This is a genomic window from Cellulosimicrobium sp. Marseille-Q4280 (genome assembly GCF_943181405.1).
GTDB lineage: Bacteria > Actinomycetota > Actinomycetes > Actinomycetales > Cellulomonadaceae > Cellulosimicrobium.
The window spans coordinates 53,543-71,814 of record NZ_CALPBY010000005.1; the positions used below are offsets into that span (position 1 = coordinate 53,543).

Below are 18,272 nucleotides of genomic sequence, written 5' to 3' on the forward strand. Positions count from 1 at the left end.
CTCAGGCGAGCGTCAGGGGTCGGGTGGGTGCGAGGCGCTCGGCGGCGGTACCCGCGTAGAGCCAGTCGGTGTACTCGCTGAGGTCGTCCGCGCGCTCGAGCAGGGCGTTGCGCAGCACCCGGGCCGCGCCGTCGGCATGACAGACCTCGCCGAAGAACCGGGCGCGTCGCTGGACCTCGGCGGTCCGCGGGATCCTCGCCCGCGTGAAGCGCTCGAGGACCTGTGGCCAGTCGGTGGCACCGAGCGTCTGCTCGGCCAGGAGCTCCTCGAGCGTGCGGGCGTCCTCCAGCGCCTGGCAGCAGCCCTGAGCCAGGTACTGCAGCATCGGGTGCGCGGCATCGCCGGTCAGCACGACCCGACCTGCCCCCCAGTGGTTCGCAGGCTCGCGGTCGAACAAGGGCCAGCGACGCTGGCGCCCCACGTGGGACACGGCCTCGCGCACGCGCGGATCGCACGCGGAGAAGACCTCTTCCAGCTCCTCGGGAGTGCCGTAGTCGGGCTCACCACGGTCGAACCCCGGCGAACGGAACGTCGCGACGACGTTGAGAACGCTGCCGCCCCTGAGCCGGTACTGGACGACGTGTGCGCCGGGCGCGACCCAGCACACCACGTCGTCGAGCGCGCGGGCGTCGGGAACGTCCTCGACGGGCACGGTTCCCCGGTAGGCGACGAAGCCCGAGGGGACCACCTCGTCGCCGACGATGTCCTGGCGCAGCACGGAGTGCAGACCGTCCGCGCCGAAGGTCACGTCCGCGCCGAAGGTCCGGCCGTCGTCGGTGCGCGCCAGCGTGCCGGCCTCGTCCTGGGTGACGTCGGCGATACGCGTCGAGGTCTCCAGGTCCACCCCGGCGTCCTGACAGGCACGCAGCAGGATGGCGTGCAGGTCGGTGCGGTGGATGACCACGTACGGCGAGGCGTACCGGGCTCGGAAGCTGCCCGTGAGGTCGAGGGCCGCGAGCTCGTCGCCGGTGATCGCGTCCCGCAGGACGAGACGGCGGGGCTCGACGCCGACCGCGCGGACCTCGTCGAGCACGCCCCAGTCGGCAAGGATGCGGGTGGCGTTCGGGCCGAGCTGCAACCCCGCGCCGATCTCGCCGAAGGCGGGCGCCTGCTCGACCACGGTGACCGCCTGCCCGCTGCGTCTCAGGACGAGGGCGGCGGCGAGGCCTCCGATGCCTCCGCCGACCACCAGGGACGTCTCTGTCGGGACCACCACGTCGTGAACCATGCCGGGGACCGTAAGCGCGACGGCGACGCTTGCGCGAGAATGTTCCGCTGTGAGGAATCTGCGCACCCACCCACCGCTGCCGGAACGCCCGTCGATCGCCGTGGAGTCCCTGGACCGTGGCTTGAGGCTGCTCCAGCTCCTGCGGGACTACGGCGCGCTGCGCGTCGCGGACGCCGCCCAACAGCTCGGCGTCTCGCGGTCCAGCGCTCACCGCCTGTTGCAGACCCTGGTGTTCCGGGGCTTCGCCGTGCAGAACGAGGCTCACGTCTACCTCCCGGGGCCCTCCATGGACGCAGGGCCGGCGCGCCTGGAGTGGACGCGCGACTTCCGCCGGCTGTGCCAACCGCATCTCGAGGTTCTGTCGCGGCGCAGTCGAGAGTCGGCGAACCTCATGATCCGCGTGGGTACGAACGTCCGCTTCCTCGTCACGGTCCGGGCTCGCACCGTCGAGGCGACGCACGACCGGGACGGCGTCGTCATGCCCGCCCACGAGGCATCGGGAGGAAAGGCGCTCCTGGCCGAGCTCACCGACGACCAGATCCGAGAGATCTACACGGCGGGGCCCGCAGCAACCCTCACCGAGGCCGCCATGGCGAAGCTGCTCGGCGACGCGACGAGGGCCCGTGCCCACGGCTACGCGGTCAACGTCGAGGAGACGGAACGTGGGGTCGCAGCGGTCGGGACCGCCGTCCACGACCGCTGGGGCACACCCGTCGGCGCCGTGACCCTCTCCACCCGGGCGGACCGGTTCGCGGAACGACTGCCCTCGACGTTGCTCCCGCTGCTGCTGGACTCGCGTGCACAGATCGAGCGAGACCTCGCCGACGTGGACCTGACCTGACGTCTGCGCAGCTCGGCTAGGCCTGGTCCAGCGTGCGTGCCGCACGCCGGAGCACGTCGCGCAAGAACTCGTGCTCGGGGTCGTGCGTGTTGACCGGGTGCCACCACATGGCCTCGACGAGCGACCCCAGGTCGACCGGCGACGCGACGGTGCGCACACCGGCCTCCGGGGAGAGCCGGCGCGCGAGCCGCTCCTGGAGCACCGCGACCCGACCGCTCCCCGCGACGAGGGCAGGCACGGTGAGGAAGTGCTCGGTGACCACTTCGACCCGCGGCTCGACGCCGGCCATCCGCAGACGACGGGCGGCGGGTGTCGACGCCGTCGGGCTGTGGAACGTCATCACCCACGGGAGCTCGGTGAGCTGCTCGCGCGTCAGCTCCTCGCCCACCTCGGTGTTCGACGCGGCGACCAGGCACACCCACCGGTCGTCGTGGAGGTCTCTGTGCGGGAGGTCGGTCACGAACCCGTGCGGCAGGAGGATCAGGTCGACGCCGACGAGGGCGTGCTCCGCGTCGTCGATGATGCTCGGCGTGTTCGCGGAGAAGTGCACCCTCATGCCCGGGGCCTCCCGCTCGAGCAGCTCGGTGAGCGGCGCCCCGAGGATCGCGACGCTGTAGTCGCTCGCGACGATCGTGAGCTGCCGCGTCGAGGAGGCCGGGTCGAAGACCGGCTCGGCGGCGAACACCCGCTCGACGCCTGCCAGCACGGTGCGTGTCCGTTCCCGGAGCTGCTGCGCGAGCGGCGTCAGGACGTACTCGTTCCCCCGTCGGCTCAGCAGCGGGTCGTCGAAGTGCCGCCGAAGCCGGGCCAGAGAGGCGGAGAGCGCAGGCTGGCTGAGCCCCATCTGCGCCGCGGCCCGGGTCACGCTGCGGTTCTGGAGCAGCGCGTCCAGCGCGACGAGCAGGTTGAGGTCGAGGTTCGTCAGTCGCGTCGAGGACACGGGGGGGCGTGACGACGGGTTCGACCGATCCGCATCCATGCGGTCGATGGGCACCATACGCACATCATGCCCTCCACTGCCCGCCGTCGGGCAGGACGGTGTCGGGATGAGCCAGCACGACGGAGCCGCTACCGACCTTTGACGGGCAGCCGAGGCGCGACCGCTTGGCACGCGACCCTCGTAGTCCTATCGATCGCGTCGATACCGCTTATCGACAACATCGTCTTCCCTGATGGATGCCGAGGACCCAGAGTGGTGCCAGGCCGCGCGGCGTTGCGCAACTCCTCAGGTGCGAATCGCGCCGCGCGGACCGGTGACGACCGACCCGAGAGGACGACGTTCGATGACGAGCACGCACCTGGCACACCTCGCCCACCTGGAGATCGCCTCCCCCGACGTGGACGCGACGGCCGCCTTCTTCGAGAAGCAGTTCGGCCTGCGCCCTGTCGCGCGCGACGACGACGGCACCACCTACCTCCGGTGCTGGGGCGACTACTACCCCTACAGCCTCATCGTCTCCCCCGGCGCCGAGCCCGCCCTGGTGAACATGGCCTGGCGCACCACCAGCGCCGACGCGCTCGAGACCGCGGCCGCGCGGGTGCAGGCCAAGGGCGTCGAGGGCACCTGGTACGACAAGCGCCAGGGACACGGCCGCTCGTTCCAGTTCACCGGCCCCTACGGCCACACGATGGAGCTGTACTGGGACGTGCCCCAGCACTCCGCGCCCGCCGAGCTCACCTCGGTCTTCCCCGACCGTCCCGAGCGACGCAGCTCGCACGCCGCCGCCCCGCGGTTCCTCGACCACGTGACCATCGCCGCGAGCGACGTCAAGGGCTTCGCCGCCTGGTACAGCGAGGTCCTGGGCTTCCGCGTCATGGCGTTCACCGAGCTGGACCACGCCGAGATCACGGTCTTCAGCGTGCTCACTACCAACGAGAAGTCGCACGACCTCGGCGTCGTGCTCGACTCCTCGGACCGTGGCGGTCGCGTGAACCACATCGCGTTCTGGACCGACTCGGTGCAGGAGCTCCTCGTCGCCGCCGACGTGCTCATGGAGAACGGCGCCCACATCGAGTACGGCCCCAGCATCCACGGCATCGGAGAGCAGTCCTTCCTGTACTTCCGCGAGCCCGGCGGCATGCGCATCGAGCTGAACACCGGCGGCTACCGCAACTACGTCCCCGACTGGCAGGCCAACACCTGGAAGCCGTCGACGGGTTCCAACAGCATCTACCGCAACTCGGCCATGCCGATGTCCATGACCGAGTGCTTCCCGCCGGACGCCGGCAAGCCGTCGGCGACCGAGGAGGGCGTGCTCCCCGGCACCGAAGACGCGCTCGTCAACCCCTACGCCCGCCACGGCCAGGGCTGAGGCCCGCACGATGTTCCAGTACTTCCCCGGAAACTACGTGTGGAACCTGTCCGTGAACCTGGCCCTGCAGATGGGCGGGCAGATCGGCGAGATCGACACCGTCTGCCGTCCCCTTCTCGACGCGGCCGCACAGGGTGATGACGCGGGCACGGTCGCGCTCATGGCCGCCTGGGAGGCCAAGGGCGACACGCTCGTCGAGCTCGCGGACGAGGACGAGGCCGCAGGGCACGAGCTGTCGGCCGGTGAGAAGCTCGCTCGGGCCGCGACCTACTTCCTGACCGGCGAGCGGATGCAGGCAGCAGGCCACGCTCCGCGCGCCGCGTTGTACGCCAAGTTCCGCGACACGTTCGACCGCGGCACCCACCTGGCGCGCGAGAACGCCGAGCGGGTGGAGATCCCCTACGCAGGCACGCACCTCGCGGGCATCCTCACCCACGCGCTGGCCCCGGACGGAACCAGGATCCAGGGTCCGAGTCCGCTGCTCGTCCAGGTGAACGGCCTCGACAGCACCAAGGAGATGCTCTACCGCACGGGACCGGCGGCGAAGCTCGCCGCCCGGGGCATCTCCAGCCTGTGCCTGGACCAGCCGGGAACCGGTGAGGCGCTGCGCCTGCAGGGTCTGCACGCCGTCCCGGAGGCCGAGAAGTGGGCGTCCGTGGTCTACGAAGCAGTGGCGGGCCGTGACGACGTGGACGCCGAACGGGTCGGTCTCCTGGGTGTCTCCCTGGGCGGCTACTACGCACCCCGAGCGGTCGCGTTCGAGCCCCGCTTCGCCCTCGGCGTCGCCTGGGGAGCCAACCACGACTGGCGCGCGGTCCAGCAGGCACGGCGTGCCCGTGAGGGCGAGCGACCGGTCCCCCACTACTGGGAGCACGTCCAGTGGGTGTGGGGCGCGAAGGATCTCGACGAGTTCTTCCAGATCGCGGAGAACGTCCACCTCGACGGTGTCCTGGACCGGATCCATGTGCCGTTCCTCGTGACGCACGGCGAGCACGACCGGCAGATCCCGCTCGAGTACGCCCACCGCACGTACGACCAGCTCACGTCGTCGCCCGATCGCGAGCTCGTGGTGTTCACCGACCGCACCGGAGGCACCGCCCACTCCAGCGTGGACAACGGGTCGGTCGCCACGGATGTCATCGCCGACTGGGTCGCCGACCGGCTGGGCGGGAGAACACGATGACCACTGCCGTGCAGGCCCACGGCGGGGTCGCCGACGACCTGCCTCGCGGGCTCGACCGGGCCGACCCGGAGGGCGCGATCGCTGCGGCTGCCGCCCGGTGCTCGAACTGGGGTCGCTGGGGCGAGCATGACGTCAAGGGGTCGCTCAACCTCGTGACGGACGAGCACCGCCGTCGTGCCGCTGCCCTCGTGCGGCGGGGGGCGAGCTTCTCGCTGGCGCAGCGCTTCGACATGGACGGGCCGCAGAAGGGCTGGCGCCGGCGCACCAACCCGGTGCACACGATGCTCGACACAGGGATCGAGGCGGAGCTCGGCGACCAGGGTCTGCCGCACGGCATCGGCGGAGCCGACGACGTGGTGGCCATGCCGCTGCAGTGCTCGACCCAGTGGGACGGGCTCGGGCACATCTTCGACCACGGCCGCGCCTGGAACGGCCGTCGCGCGAGCGAGGTCGTCACCTCGGCGGGCGACTCCGTCACCGGCATGGAGACCGTCGCCGCAGACTTCGCCGGACGCGGGGTCCTGCTCGACGTCGGTCGGCACCTGGGCACGGCGGCCGGCGGTGAGCTGCCGGACGGCTTCGCGATCCTGCCCGAGCACCTCGACGCCACGATCGCCGCGCAGGGCTCGACCTCTCAGGTCGGTCCCGGCGACTTCCTCGTCGTCCGGACCGGGCACTACGGACGGACCCGCCGCGAAGGGTGGGGCGCCTACGCGGGCGGACCTGCCCCGGGGCTGTCCTTCACGACCATCGACTGGCTCCGGGAGCACGACGTGGCCGCCGTGGCCACGGACACCTGGGGCGTCGAGGTCAGGCCCAACGAGTTCGAGGACGCGTTCCAGCCGTTCCACCAGGTCGTCATCCCCCATCTCGGCCTGTTCCTCGGCGAGATGTGGGCGCTCGAGGAGCTCGGCGCGGACTGCTCCGACGACGCGATCTACGAGTTCCTGCTCGTCGCACCACCCCTGCCGATCACCGGTGCCGTCGGTTCGCCCCTGAACCCCGTCGCCCTGAAGTGAACGGCTGATCCCCTCCATCGAACCACCCGGAAGTGAGGCAACGATGCCTGCAGTACGTTCCGTCCTGATCGTCGGCGGCGGCGCCGCCGGCACGGCAGCTGCGATCCTGCTCGCCCGAGAGGGAGTGGCCGTCGAGCTCGTCGAGGAGCGCCCCGACGTGCCCGACGTCGGGTCCGGCATCACCCTGCAGGGCAACGCCCTACGGATCCTGCGAGAGCTGGGCGTGTGGGACGACGTCCTCGCGGCCGGCTACCCGTTCGACTCCCTCGGCATCCGTCTGCCCGACCCCGCGGCGACCCTCGTGGCCGAGATCCCCGACGTGCGCACCGGCGGGCCCGACCTCCCTGCCACCCTCGGGATGCCGCGACCTGTCCTGGCACGCGTCCTGCTGGACCGCGCTGCCGAGACGGGGGTCAAGATCCGGTACGGAACCGTCCCGACGACCCTCAGCCAGGACGCGTCGGGAGTCGACGCCGCGTTCGCCGACGGGTCGAGCGGACGATACGACCTCGTCGTCGGCGCCGACGGCATCCACTCGTGGACCCGACGCGAGCTCGGCATCGACGTCGAACCGACCAGCGCCGGCATGGGGATCTGGCGCGTGCACGTGCCTCGCCCGACAGCAGTCGAGCGCACCGACCTCACCTACGGCGGGCGGTGCTACATCGCCGGCTACTGCCCCACCGGTGCGGACACGATGTACGCCTACCTCGTCGAGGACGTGCAGGACCGGTCGGGACTGGACCACGCCGAGCAGATCGACGTCTTCCGCGATCTCGCGTCGTCGTACCACGGCGCCTGGGACGAGGTCCGGGACAGCCTCTCTCCGGACACCTTCATCAACTACGCGCGCTTCGAGCACCACGTCGTACCGGGAGCCTGGCACAGCGGGCGCGTGGTCCTCGTCGGCGACGCCGCACACTCCTGCCCGCCGACGATCGCCCAGGGCGCCGCGCAGGGGTTCGAGGATGCGCTCGTCCTCGCAGAGCTCCTCGTCGCCGCGGACGCCTTCGACGAGTCGCTCCTCGCGTCCTACGCGGACCGGCGCCGACCTCGCGCCTCGACGGTCGTCGAGGCATCGGTCCAGGTCGCCCGGTGGATGCTCGACCACACCCCGCCGACCGAGGCCGACGTCCCCGGCCTCATGCGACGCATCTCGACTCTCGTCACGGATCCGGCATGAGGTTCGCGCGGTACGAGCTCGCGGGCGCGGAGCATCACGCGCTCGTCGTCGGAGCGCCGGGCGAGGAACGCCTGCACGATCTGCGGCCGGGGACCACGGTGCTCGACGTCGCGGGAGCGGGCTTGCCCGCCGCCGTCGAGGCGGCGTCGTGGGCACGCGCCAGCTCCGCGCTCGTGCCGATCGCCGATGTCCGTCTCCTGCCGCCGCTGCAGCCACCGTCGGTGCGGGACTTCGTCGCGTTCGAGGAGCATGTCGAGGGGGTGGTGCGCAGCGTGTCCGACGACGGTGCCGTCCCCGCTGCCTGGTACGACGCGCCGACGTTCTACTTCACCAACCCGCACTCGATGGTCGGTGCCCACGACGACGTCCCCGTACCGCCCGGTTCTACACAGCTCGACTTCGAGCTCGAGGTAGCCGTCGTGGTGTCCCACGCGGGAACGAACCTCTCCCCGCGTGCGGCGCGCGACCACATCTTCGGGTACACGGTGTTCAACGACTGGTCCGCTCGAGACCTCCAGGGCCGCGAGATGCAGGTCAATCTCGGACCCGCCAAGGGCAAGGACTCCGCCAGCACGCTCGGGCCGTGGATCGTCACGGCCGACGAGCTCGAGGACTACCGGGACGCCGACGGGTACCTCGCCCTCGGACTCGACGCGACGATCGGAGGTCGAGCGGTCGGCCGCGACCTGCTGTCGAACGCCGCCTGGACCTTCGACGAGATGATCGCGTACGCCTCCCGCGGGACCTGGGTCATGCCCGGCGACGTCCTGGCGTCCGGGACCTGCGGCAACGGGGGATGCCTCGCCGAGCTCTGGGGCCGGACCGGCGTCCAGGATCCGCCGCCGCTCGTGCCCGGTGACGTCGTCCGGCTCGCGGTCGAGGGGATCGGTGCCGTCGAGAACCGCATCGTTCCCGGACCCTCCCTCAGCGACCTTCCTTTCATACCGCCCGCACGCTCCCGAGACCGACGGCGTGACCGAGCATCGGGCAGCGCGACCCCCCACGCGCCGCAGGAGGTGAGATGACCACGCTCGAGCGTGACGCACACCAGGCTCTCGCTGGTGTGCTCCGAGACGGCATGACCATCGCCGTCGGCGGGTTCGGCCTCTGCGGGGTGCCCTACGAGCTCATCGATGCCGTCCGTGCCTCCGGCGTCCGCGACCTCACCATCGTCTCCAACAACATGGGAGTGGACGGCCTGGGCCTCGGGGTGCTGCTGGAGAACGACCAGGTCAGCCGGGTCCTCGCCTCGTACGTGGGCGAGAACAGGCTCTTCGCCCGCCGCTACCTGGACGGCGAGCTCGACGTCGAGCTGGTCCCGCAGGGCACCCTCGCCGAACGTCTTCGGGCCGGAGGAGCGGGCATCCCCGCCTTCTACACTCCCACGGGCGTCGGCACAGCCGTCGCCGACGGCAAGCCCACCGCCGAGCTCGACGGCCGCACGTACATCCTCGAACGCGCGATCCGTGCCGACCTCGCGCTCGTCCACGCACACACGGCAGACGCGGCCGGCAACCTGCGATACCGGCTCACGGCGCGGAACTTCAACCCGGTCGTCGCGATGGCCGCTCCCGTCACGGTCGCGTCCGTCGAGCACCTTCTCGACCCGACGGTCGAGGGATACCTCGACCCCGACGACGTCGTGACGCCTGGCGTGTTCGTGAACGCCGTCGTGACCACCGCGCACGACAAGCCGATCGAGAAGCGCACGGTGCGCGAGCGCACGCCTGAGGCCTCGGACGCCGCCGCACCCCACGCCGCAGCACCAGGAGGTGCCTGACATGCCCTGGACCCGTGACCAGATGGCCGCACGAGCGGCGCTCGAGCTCCGTGACGGCGACTACGTCAATCTCGGCATCGGCATCCCCACGCTCGTCGCCGGGCACGTGCCACGCGACGTCCGCGTGACCCTGCAGAGCGAGAACGGGCTCCTGGGGATCGGGCCGTTCCCCTTCGACGGCGACGAGGACCCCGACCTCGTCAACGCGGGCAAGCAGACGGTCACCATGCAGCCGGGCGCCAGCTGCTTCGACTCCGTCACGTCCTTCGCCATGATCCGCGGCGGGCACATCGCGGTGGCGATCCTCGGCGCGCTCCAGGTCTCGGCCTCCGGCGACCTCGCCAACTGGCAGGTGCCCGGGTCCATGGTCAAGGGCATGGGAGGGGCGATGGATCTCGTCGTGGGTGCGCGCCGCGTGGTCGTCCTCATGGACCACCTCACCCGGGACGGCGCACCCAAGATCGTCGAGGAGTGCGACCTGCCGTTGACGGCCCGGGGCGTCGTCGACCGCATCATCACCGACCGTGCCGTGCTCGACGTCGCACCGGACGGGCTCGTCCTGCGCGAGCTGGCACCGGGCGTCACCGTCGAGGACCTGCGCACGTCGACGGGACCAGCGTTCGGCGTTGACCTCGACCTCGACCCGGTGCGTCCCGCTGCCGCCGGCCTTCGCGCGTGAGCCGGACCAGGGAGGACGAGCTCGTCCTCGTCGGCGCTGCGCGGACACCGCAGGGGCGCCTCCGAGGCCAGCTCGCACCGGTGCCCGCCACCGAGCTCGGCACGATCGCTCTCCGGGGCGCGCTCGCCCAGGCCGAGGTCGACCCCCGCGTGGTGGACGCCGTGGTGATGGGGCACGTCCTGCAGGCCGGCGCCGGCCAGAACCCCGCCCGCCAGGCGGCGCTGCGCGCCGGCCTCGACGGGGCGGCTCGCGCCGTCACCGTCAACACGGTGTGCCTCTCAGGCCTCACCGCGATCATCGAAGCCGCTCGGTGGCTGCGGCTCGGCGAGGCGGAGGTCGTCGTCGCCGGTGGGATGGAGTCGATGACGCGGGCTCCCCACCTCCTCCCAGGATCTCGCGCGGGGTTCGCGTTCGGCGACGTCGGGCTCCTCGACCACGCGCGTCACGACGGCCTCACCGACGCGTTCGACGGCGTGGCCATGGGCGAGCTGACAGAGCGCAGCATCGCCGGCCGGCCGGTCGGCCGGGTCCTCCAGGACGCCGTCGCGGCACGCTCCCACCGCCGAGCGGCACGGGCGCGCGCGGACGGCACCCTGCGCGCCGAGATCGTCCCGGTCCAGGTCCCGCACCGCCGCGGTGAGCCCCTCGTCGCGGACGACGAAGGCGTTCGCCCGGAGTCCACGGGCGACACGCTGGCGCGTCTCGCGCCGGCGTTCCACCCCGACGGCACCATCACGGCCGGCAACGCCTCCCCGTTGTCCGACGGCGCAGCAGCGGTCGTCCTCACGACGCGCGCTCGCGCCGAGGCCGAGGCGTGGCCGGTGCTCGCCTCGCTGCGTGCGCACGCCGAGGTGGCGGGACCGGACAACACGCTCCTCGAACAGCCCGCCCGCGCGCTCACCGCGGCGCTCACGTCCGAGGGCTGGACCACCGACCAGCTCAGCACGATCGAGATCAACGAAGCCTTCGCCGCCGTCGTGGCCGCATCGGCGCACGCCCTCGGCATCGACCCGGCCGACCCCCGGCTCAACACCGACGGCGGCGGTATCGCGCTCGGTCACCCGCTCGGGGCGAGCGGCGCACGGCTCGTCGTCCACGCAGCGCACACCCTGCGTCGCGTCGGAGGGCGAGCGGGCGTCGCGCTCTGCGGCGGTGGCGGCCAGGGAGCCGCGCTCCTCCTCGACGGCTGAGCCCTCGGCCGACCCCATCAGGCAGCGACCCGTCGCTCCCCACGACCGCTGACAGGCGACGTCTCCCATCGTGCGCCTGCCCGCGACGTGCGCCTCGACGGCGAGACGCACGCAGCACCACACCACCGTCGAAGATCGAAGGAGATCTCATGACCGACGTCGCTGAACGCTCCACGTCGACCCCACGCACAGCAGGCAGCGCCCAGGCCCTTCCCCTGCTCGCGGCCAGCTGCATGCCGGTGCTCGGGTCGGTCCTCATCACACCCGTGCTGCCGCAGATCTCGGAGCACTTCGCCACCACCCCCGGTGCTGCCGTGCTCGTGCCGATGATCGTCGCCGTACCGGCCCTGATGATCGCTCTCTTCGCGCCCTTCGCCGGACAGCTCGCCGACCGGGTCGCACGCAAGAAGCTCCTCCTGGGCGCACTCGTCGTCTACTCGGTCGTCGGCGTCGCCCCCGCGTTGATGGACGGACTACCGAGCATCCTCGTCAGCCGCGTCCTTCTCGGCATCTGCGAGGCCGCGATCATGACCGTCGCCACGGCACTCATCGTCGACTACTTCCCCGACGAGAAGCGCAGGAACCGCTACCTCGGGCTGCAGGCCGTCACGACGACTCTCGCGGCCACCGTGTTCATCGCCGTCGGCGGCGCACTGGGCGCCAACGGGTGGCACACGCCGTTCTGGATCTACGCGGCAGGCCTCGTGATCGCCGTCCCCGTCGCCCTCCTCCTCTGGGAGCCGACGACCGAGCGCTCCGCTCCCGCTACGACGGCCCTTCCGCCGGCTCGCATCCCCTGGCGTGAGATCGGCGTCCCGCTCCTCGTGACGTTGACGGGCGGCGTCACCTTCTACGTGCTCATCGTGGAGATCAGCTACCTCGTGGTTGGTACCGGTGTCGATGCCGGGTCCACCGCCGTCATCGGTGCCGTCGCGGCCGGCGCATCCCTGGCCACGGCCGCCGGCGGCCTCGTGTTCCCGCGGGTCGCACGGTTCACCCCCGCGAGGCTGCTCCCCACGGCCTTCGGTCTGCAGGCCGTCGGCATGCTGGTGATCTGGCTCGCACCGGGCGGCCTCGCGGCGGTGGTCACCGGGGCAATGATCGCGTCCGTGGGATCCGGGTTGCTCCTGCCGACCCTGGTGGTGTGGGTCATCGCCCGCCAGCCGTTCGAGCGGCGTGGCCGTGTGTCGGGGCTGTGGAACTCGGCGTTCTACCTGGGCCAGTTCCTCGCTCCCCTCGTCGCCACCGGAGTCGCGGCCGCCCTCGGCGGCCTGCCCGCGGCGATCGGTGCCGTCGGGGCGGTCGCCCTCGTCGTCGCGCTCCTGCTCGCAGCACGGGCGCGGCGGGCCGCACCGGCCGCTGTCGCGCCCGCCGACTGACGCGCGCCGCCGACGTCCGACGGCTGGGCCGGGAAGCCTGCTTCCCGGCCCAGCCCGGTCGACCGAGGGGCCGGGGCGCCCTCAGAGCATCGGTTGCGCCGGCACGGGACGAGGGGAGGAGGCCGGCACGCTGGCCGGCTCGAACCGGCGCACGACGACGGACCGGCGCACGACGGCGCGCAGCGCGGCGAGGTCACCGTCGAGCACGCCGACGGCGCGCGCCTGGACGAGCAGGTTGCCCAGTGCGGCGCCCTCGACCGGTCCGGCGACGACCGGCAGCCCGGTCGCCTCGGCGGTCAGCCGGCACAGCAGCGCGTTCTGCGACCCGCCGCCCACGACGTGGACGACGTCGACCGCACGGCCGGACAGGGCCGTGACCTGCTCGAGCGCGCGCCGGTAGGCGTCGGCGAGCGAGTCCAGGACGCACCGCACGACCTCGCCGACGGTCGCCGGGACAGGCTGCACGGAGGCGCGCGCGGCCGCGGCGAGGCGCGACGGCATGTCGCCGGGCGGGAGGAACGCGTCGTCGTCCAGGTCGACGACGGTGCGACCCGGCTCGGCCGCCTCGGCCGCGGGGAGGGCGTCGTCCAGGGTCACCGGGTCGCCCGCCTCGCGCCACGTCCGGAGCGTCTCGGACAGCACCCACAGGCCCATGACGTTCTTGAGGTAGCGCACGGTGCCGTCGACGCCGAGCTCGTTGGTGACGTTCGCCGCGCGGCTCTCCGCGGTGAGCACCGGGGCGTCGAGCTCGACGCCGACGAGGGACCAGGTCCCGGAGGACACGTACGCGAAGCGCTCGTCGCTCGCGGGCACGCCGACGACCGCCGAGGCGGTGTCGTGCGACCCGACGGCGACGACCGGGACGGGTCCGAGACCCGTCACGGCCTGCACCGCCGGGGTCAACGGCCCGAGCACCGTCCCGGGCTCCACGACCTCGGCCAGGCGACCGCGCAGCCCGGCGAGCTCGGGGTAGGCGTCCTCGAGCGCGGCGATCGTCCGGTCGGACCAGTCGCGCGTCGTGGCGTCGAGGAGCCCGGTCGTCGACGCGTTGGTGACCTCGCTCGCGACGACGCCCGTGAGCCACGACGCGAGGAGGTCCGGCACGAGGCGCACGGACGCGGCGAGCGGCCACGCGGCGTCGCGCCGGCCGGCGACGAGCTGGAACGACGTGGTGAACGGGAGCACCTGGAGGCCGTCGACCGCGTACTGCTCGGCCGCGCCGAGCCGTCCGAGCACGTCGTCGGCCACGCCCGCGAGGCGCGGGTCGCGGTGGTGCCGCGGGTTGCCGAGGAGCGTGCCATCCGCGGCGACGAGACCGACGTCGACCGCCCACGAGTCGATGCCGATGCCGGCGAGCGCCAGCCCGAGCGAGCGCGCGTGCGCGCCCGCGGCGCGGAGCCCGTCCAGCGTGCCTCGCCAGAGATGGAGGAGGTCCCAGTACAGACCGGAGCCCGCGGCGTCGGGCACCTCGACCGGCCCGTTGGCGAAGCGCGCGACCTCGGTGAGGTCGACGCGCTCCTCCCCCGGCGCACCCCGCACGACCCCCACCACGACGCGTCCGCTCGACGCGCCGAGGTCCACCGCGGCGAAGGCCGCGCGGGGGCGGTCGTCCGGACGCCCGAGCGGCGGTGCGTCGTGCGGGGTGCCGCTCATCGCAGGAACGCCGCGGCGACGCCCGAGTCGACGGGCACGTGCAGGCCGGTCGTCTGGGCGAGGTCCGGCCCGGTGAGCGCGAGGACCGCGGCCGCGACGTGCTCCGGGAGCACCTCGCGCTTGAGCAGCGTGCGCTGCGCGTAGAACGCGCCGAGGTCCTTCTCGTCGACCCCGTACACCGCGGCGCGCTGCGCGCCCCAGCCCGCGGCGAAGATGCCCGAGCCGCGCACGACGCCGTCGGGGTTGATCCCGTTGACCCGGATCTGGTGCTCACCGAGCTCGGCCGCGAGCAGGCGGACCTGGTGCGCCTGGTCGGCCTTCGTCGCGGAGTAGGCGACGTTGTTCGGCCCGGCGAACACCGCGTTCTTCGACGCGATGTAGACGATGTCGCCGCCCATGCCCTGCGCGATCATCGCTCGCGCCGACTCACGGGACACGAGGAACGACCCCTTGGCCATGACGTCGTGCTGCAGGTCCCAGTCCGCCTCGGTGGTCTCGAGCAGCGGCTTGGAGATCGACAGCCCGGCGTTGTTGACGACGAGGTCCACGCCACCGAACGCGAGGGCCGCGGCGTCGACCATCGCGGCGACGTCGCGGGCGGAGGTGACGTCTCCGCCGACGGCGACCGCGACGTCCGGACCGCCGAGCGCGTCGGCGACCTCGCGGGCACCGTCGAGGTTGCGGTCCGCGACGACGACGCAGGCCCCCTCGGCCGCGAGCCGCTCGGCGATGGCCTTGCCGATGCCCGACCCGCCGCCGGTGACGAGCGCGACCCGCGTGGCGAGCGTCTTCGGCTTCGGCATCCGCTGGAGCTTGGCCTCCTCGAGCGCCCAGTACTCGATGCGGAACTTCTCCGACTCCTCGATGGGCGCGTACGTGCTGATCGCCTCGGCGCCGCGCATGACGTTGATCGCGTTGACGTAGAACTCCCCGGCGACGCGCGCGGTCTGCTTGTTCCTGCCGAACGAGAACATGCCGACGCCGGGCACGAGCACGATCGCGGGGTCGGCCCCGCGGATCGCCGGGCTGTCCGGGGTCGCGTGCCGGTCGTAGTAGGCGCGGTAGGCCTCGCGGTACGCGGCGTGCGCCGCGCGCAACGCCTCCACGGTCTCCTCGACGGACGCGTCGGCGGGCACGTCGACGACGAGCGGGCTGACCTTGGTGCGCAGGAAGTGGTCGGGGCAGGACGTGCCGAGCGCGGCGAGCGGGGTCAGCTTCTCGCGGGCCAGGAAGTCCAGCACGACGTCGGAGTCCGTGAAGTGCCCGACCTGCGGCGCGTCGGTCGACGCGAGGCCGCGGATCGTCGGCGCGAGAGCGGCCGCCTTGGCGCGCCGCTCGTCCTCGGCGAGCGCCTCGGACCCGGCGCGCACCGCGCCGAACGGGTGCTCGCCACGGTCGGCGAGCTGCGCCGTCCGACCGGCGATGAACTCCTCCGCGCGGCGGACGATGTCGAGCGAGCGCCGCTCGGCCTCCTCGGACGTCTCGCCCCACGCCGTGATGCCGTGCCCGCCGAGCACGCACCCGATCGCCTGCGGGTGCGCGTCCTTGATGGCTGCGATGTCCAGGCCGAGCTGGAAGCCGGGCCGCCGCCACGGCACCCACACCACCTCGTCGCCGAACGCCTCGCGCGTCAGGGCCTCGCCGTCCGCGGCGGTCGCGAGCGCGATGCCCGCGTCGGGGTGCAGGTGGTCGACGTGCGCGGCGTCGACGAGGCCGTGCATGGCCGTGTCGATCGACGGCGCCGCTCCGCCCTTGCCGTGCAGGCAGTAGTCGAACGCGGCGACCATCTCGTCCTCGCGCTCCACGCCCGGGTACACGCCGACGAGCGCGCGCAGACGGTCGAGGCGCAGGACCGCGAGGTTCTGCTCCGTGAGCGTGCCGAGGTCCCCGCCCGAGCCCTTGACCCAGAGCAGCTCGACGGGCTCGCCCGTGACCGGGTCGGTCTCGGTGCCCTTGGCGGACGTGTTCCCGCCCGCGTAGTTCGTCACGCGCGGGTCGGACCCCAGGCGGTTCGACCGGGCGACGAGGTCGGCGACGGCCTCGGTGGCGGGCTGGGTCGGGCTCGTGGTCGTGCCGGTCATCTCAGGCTCCCCATCCGGCCTGCGCGCCACCGACGCGCTCGGCCACGATCGTCTCGGTGTAGCCCGACGCCGCGAACGCGGCCATCGGGTCGGGCGCGAGGCCCTGCTCGGTGCGCAGGTCCGCGAGCAGCGGGCGCACGTCGGTGCTGTACGCGTCCATGAGGACGCCGTTCGCGGCGAGCACGTCGCCCGAGACCTGGGCCGCCCCGAGCGCGTCCGCGTCGACGAGCAGCGCCTTGGCCGTCGCCTCCTGGACGTTCATCACGGACCGGATCTGGCCCGGGATCTTCGCCTCGACGTTGTGGCACTGGTCGAGCATGAAGTTCACGCCGCTGCTCGGGTCGAGCGCTCCGGCCTGGACGATCTCGTGCATGATCCGGAAGAGCTGGAACGGGTCCGCCGCGCCGGCCATGAGGTCGTCGTCCGCGTAGAAGCGCGAGTTGAAGTCGAAGGCGCCGAGCCGCCCCTGACGCAGGAGCTGCATGACGATGACCTCGATGTTCGTCCCCGGGGCGTGGTGGCCCGTGTCGAGCACGACCTTCGCGCGGTCGCCGAGCGCGAGGCAGTGCAGCAGCGACGTGCCCCAGTCCGGGATGTCCGTCGCGTAGAACGCGGGCTCGAAGAACTTGTACTCGAGCACGAGCCGGTTCTCGGGGTGTGCGGCGGTCAGCGCCGCGTAGACCTCGGCCAGCGAGTCCGCGAGCCGGTCCTGCCGGGCGCGGAGCGAGTCCTGACCGGGGTAGTTGATGCCGTCCGGCAGCCACAGCTTGAGCTCGCGCGAGCCCGTCGCCGCCATGACCTCGAGGCACTGCAGGTGGTGGTCGACGGCCTTCTTGCGCACGACGGGGTCGGGGTGCGTGAGCGAGCCGAGCTTGTAGTCGTCGTCCTGGAAGAGGTTCGAGTTGATCATGCCGATCGACACGCCCTGCTCGGCGGCGTGCCGGGCCAGGTCCTCGTAGTCGTCCACGAGGTCCCACGGGATGTGCAGCGACACGCGCGGCGCGACGCCGGTGTACCGGTGCACCTGTGCGGCGTCCGCGATCTTCTCGTAGGGGTCGCGCGGCACGCCCGGCTGGGCGAAGACCTTGAAGCGCGTCCCCGAGTTGCCGAACGCCCACGAGGGGAGCTCGATCGTCTGCTGCCGCAGCGCGGCACGCGCCGCCTCGGTGCGGTCCGTCATGGTCCTTCTCCTCCTCCGCGCAGCCTCGCGCGCCGTCGCGGGCCGCCCTCGGCCCGTGTGTCCGATCCAGGAATGAATCGATTCATCGCGAGCGTACGGGAGCCTCTCTCTCGCGGTCAAGACGCCGACGGCGCATCCGGCGAAGGCTGTGACCGACACCGTGGCCAGGTGGCCGGAGCCCGCCCGGGCGGTCAGCCGGTCGGCAGGCCGGCGCGCTCGAGCTGGGCCTCGAGGTGGAAGACCTCGTCGAGCACGACGAAGCCCTCGTCGGGGCTGCCGTCGGCGACGAAGAAGTCACCCATCGCCGCCTGCCAGCGCGCGTTGACCGCCGTGCGGGACATCGCGGCCTGGGCCGCGGCGTAGTCGTCGGTCTCGAGGAACCCGACGAGGAGCCCGTCGGGACGCAGGAACAGGTGGTAGTCGCGCCAGCCGGAGTCACGCAGGGCCTCGAGCATCTCCGGCCACACGGCCCCGTGGACGGACCGGTACTCGTCGAGCCGCTCCGGGCGGACCTGTGAGGTGAAGCAGACGCGCGTCGCGCGAGATGCGGTCATCGGTACCCTT

General features: G+C 72.4%; 16 protein-coding genes. 10 read left to right on the forward strand and 6 right to left on the reverse strand.

Annotated features, from left to right (window positions below; all coding sequences use genetic code 11):
- Position 1: 1 nt before the first annotated feature.
- Positions 2-1,228 (reverse strand): FAD-dependent monooxygenase, encoded by a 1,227-nt coding sequence (locus NFS20_RS13570; RefSeq protein ID WP_251152332.1) that lies wholly within the window; start codon positions 1,226-1,228, stop codon positions 2-4.
- 49 nt (positions 1,229-1,277) lie between these two features.
- On the opposite strand from NFS20_RS13570, the gene NFS20_RS13575 reads away from it, so the two are divergent.
- Positions 1,278-2,069 carry an IclR family transcriptional regulator gene (locus NFS20_RS13575; protein ID WP_251152333.1) on the forward strand — a complete coding sequence of 264 codons (792 nt, stop codon included), beginning with the start codon at positions 1,278-1,280 and terminating at the stop codon, positions 2,067-2,069.
- A 16-nt stretch (positions 2,070-2,085) separates the two neighbouring features.
- Here NFS20_RS13575 and NFS20_RS13580 read toward each other — a convergent pair whose 3' ends face one another.
- On the reverse strand, positions 2,086-3,009 hold the full coding sequence (locus tag NFS20_RS13580; RefSeq protein ID WP_251152334.1) for a LysR family transcriptional regulator: 924 nt from the start codon (positions 3,007-3,009) through the stop codon (positions 2,086-2,088).
- A 343-nt stretch (positions 3,010-3,352) separates the two neighbouring features.
- Between NFS20_RS13580 and NFS20_RS13585 the strand changes: the two genes are divergently transcribed.
- From NFS20_RS13585 to NFS20_RS13625, 9 genes are all read left to right on the forward strand, one after another.
- Positions 3,353-4,381, forward strand: a complete 1,029-nt coding sequence (locus NFS20_RS13585; protein WP_251152335.1) for a VOC family protein — start codon at positions 3,353-3,355, stop codon at positions 4,379-4,381.
- Between the two features lie 10 nt (positions 4,382-4,391).
- A complete protein-coding gene (locus NFS20_RS13590) occupies positions 4,392-5,564 on the forward strand; it encodes an alpha/beta hydrolase family protein (RefSeq protein ID WP_251152336.1) in 1,173 nt (390 codons plus the stop codon).
- A complete protein-coding gene (locus tag NFS20_RS13595) occupies positions 5,561-6,583 on the forward strand; it encodes a cyclase family protein (RefSeq protein ID WP_251152337.1) in 1,023 nt (340 codons plus the stop codon). Before NFS20_RS13590 ends, NFS20_RS13595 begins: the two co-directional genes overlap by 4 nt.
- Positions 6,584-6,626: 43 nt before the next feature.
- Positions 6,627-7,766 (forward strand): FAD-dependent monooxygenase, encoded by a 1,140-nt coding sequence (locus NFS20_RS13600; RefSeq protein WP_251152338.1) that lies wholly within the window; start codon positions 6,627-6,629, stop codon positions 7,764-7,766.
- Positions 7,763-8,791, forward strand: a complete 1,029-nt coding sequence (locus NFS20_RS13605) for a fumarylacetoacetate hydrolase family protein (RefSeq protein ID WP_251152339.1) — start codon at positions 7,763-7,765, stop codon at positions 8,789-8,791. The genes NFS20_RS13600 and NFS20_RS13605 overlap by 4 nt, the downstream gene beginning before the upstream one ends.
- Positions 8,788-9,546: a CoA transferase subunit A gene (locus tag NFS20_RS13610; RefSeq protein WP_251152340.1), complete on the forward strand. Its 759-nt coding sequence runs from the start codon at positions 8,788-8,790 to the stop codon at positions 9,544-9,546. The genes NFS20_RS13605 and NFS20_RS13610 overlap by 4 nt, the downstream gene beginning before the upstream one ends.
- A gap of 1 nt (position 9,547) precedes the next feature.
- Positions 9,548-10,225, forward strand: a complete 678-nt coding sequence (locus tag NFS20_RS13615; protein WP_251152341.1) for a CoA transferase subunit B — start codon at positions 9,548-9,550, stop codon at positions 10,223-10,225.
- The gene (locus NFS20_RS13620) at positions 10,222-11,415 is read left to right on the forward strand and encodes an acetyl-CoA C-acyltransferase (protein ID WP_251152342.1); all 1,194 of its coding nucleotides are present in this window, start codon (positions 10,222-10,224) and stop codon (positions 11,413-11,415) included. Before NFS20_RS13615 ends, NFS20_RS13620 begins: the two co-directional genes overlap by 4 nt.
- Before the next feature lie 149 nt (positions 11,416-11,564).
- Entirely contained in the window at positions 11,565-12,794 is a 1,230-nt protein-coding gene (locus tag NFS20_RS13625) for an MFS transporter (RefSeq protein WP_251152343.1), read from the forward strand.
- Between the two features lie 81 nt (positions 12,795-12,875).
- Here the strand turns inward: NFS20_RS13625 and NFS20_RS13630 are convergent, their stop codons facing one another.
- From NFS20_RS13630 to NFS20_RS13645, 4 genes are all read right to left on the reverse strand, one after another.
- Positions 12,876-14,447: a rhamnulokinase gene (locus NFS20_RS13630; protein ID WP_251152344.1), complete on the reverse strand. Its 1,572-nt coding sequence runs from the start codon at positions 14,445-14,447 to the stop codon at positions 12,876-12,878.
- A complete protein-coding gene (locus NFS20_RS13635; RefSeq protein ID WP_251152345.1) occupies positions 14,444-16,528 on the reverse strand; it encodes a bifunctional aldolase/short-chain dehydrogenase in 2,085 nt (694 codons plus the stop codon). Before NFS20_RS13635 ends, NFS20_RS13630 begins: the two co-directional genes overlap by 4 nt.
- A gap of 1 nt (position 16,529) precedes the next feature.
- Complete coding sequence (rhaI, locus tag NFS20_RS13640; RefSeq protein WP_251152346.1) at positions 16,530-17,708, reverse strand: L-rhamnose isomerase; 1,179 nt, start codon at positions 17,706-17,708, stop codon at positions 16,530-16,532.
- A gap of 191 nt (positions 17,709-17,899) precedes the next feature.
- The gene (locus tag NFS20_RS13645; protein WP_251152347.1) at positions 17,900-18,262 is read right to left on the reverse strand and encodes an L-rhamnose mutarotase; all 363 of its coding nucleotides are present in this window, start codon (positions 18,260-18,262) and stop codon (positions 17,900-17,902) included.
- Positions 18,263-18,272 lie beyond the last annotated feature (10 nt).

What these genes read in the sequence shown, in the direction of transcription:
- NFS20_RS13590 (WP_251152336.1), top strand. Translation starts at nt 4,392, where the DNA reads ATGTTCCAGTACTTCCCCGGAAACTACGTGTGGAACCTGTCCGTGAAC.
- rhaI (WP_251152346.1), bottom strand. Translation starts at nt 17,708, where the DNA reads ATGACGGACCGCACCGAGGCGGCGCGTGCCGCGCTGCGGCAGCAGACG.
- NFS20_RS13595 (WP_251152337.1), top strand. Translation starts at nt 5,561, where the DNA reads ATGACCACTGCCGTGCAGGCCCACGGCGGGGTCGCCGACGACCTGCCT.
- NFS20_RS13600 (WP_251152338.1), top strand. Translation starts at nt 6,627, where the DNA reads ATGCCTGCAGTACGTTCCGTCCTGATCGTCGGCGGCGGCGCCGCCGGC.
- NFS20_RS13625 (WP_251152343.1), top strand. Translation starts at nt 11,565, where the DNA reads ATGACCGACGTCGCTGAACGCTCCACGTCGACCCCACGCACAGCAGGC.
- NFS20_RS13585 (WP_251152335.1), top strand. Translation starts at nt 3,353, where the DNA reads ATGACGAGCACGCACCTGGCACACCTCGCCCACCTGGAGATCGCCTCC.
- NFS20_RS13570 (WP_251152332.1), bottom strand. Translation starts at nt 1,228, where the DNA reads ATGGTTCACGACGTGGTGGTCCCGACAGAGACGTCCCTGGTGGTCGGC.
- NFS20_RS13610 (WP_251152340.1), top strand. Translation starts at nt 8,788, where the DNA reads ATGACCACGCTCGAGCGTGACGCACACCAGGCTCTCGCTGGTGTGCTC.
- NFS20_RS13605 (WP_251152339.1), top strand. Translation starts at nt 7,763, where the DNA reads ATGAGGTTCGCGCGGTACGAGCTCGCGGGCGCGGAGCATCACGCGCTC.
- NFS20_RS13635 (WP_251152345.1), bottom strand. Translation starts at nt 16,528, where the DNA reads ATGACCGGCACGACCACGAGCCCGACCCAGCCCGCCACCGAGGCCGTC.
- NFS20_RS13615 (WP_251152341.1), top strand. Translation starts at nt 9,548, where the DNA reads ATGCCCTGGACCCGTGACCAGATGGCCGCACGAGCGGCGCTCGAGCTC.
- NFS20_RS13630 (WP_251152344.1), bottom strand. Translation starts at nt 14,447, where the DNA reads ATGAGCGGCACCCCGCACGACGCACCGCCGCTCGGGCGTCCGGACGAC.
- NFS20_RS13645 (WP_251152347.1), bottom strand. Translation starts at nt 18,262, where the DNA reads ATGACCGCATCTCGCGCGACGCGCGTCTGCTTCACCTCACAGGTCCGC.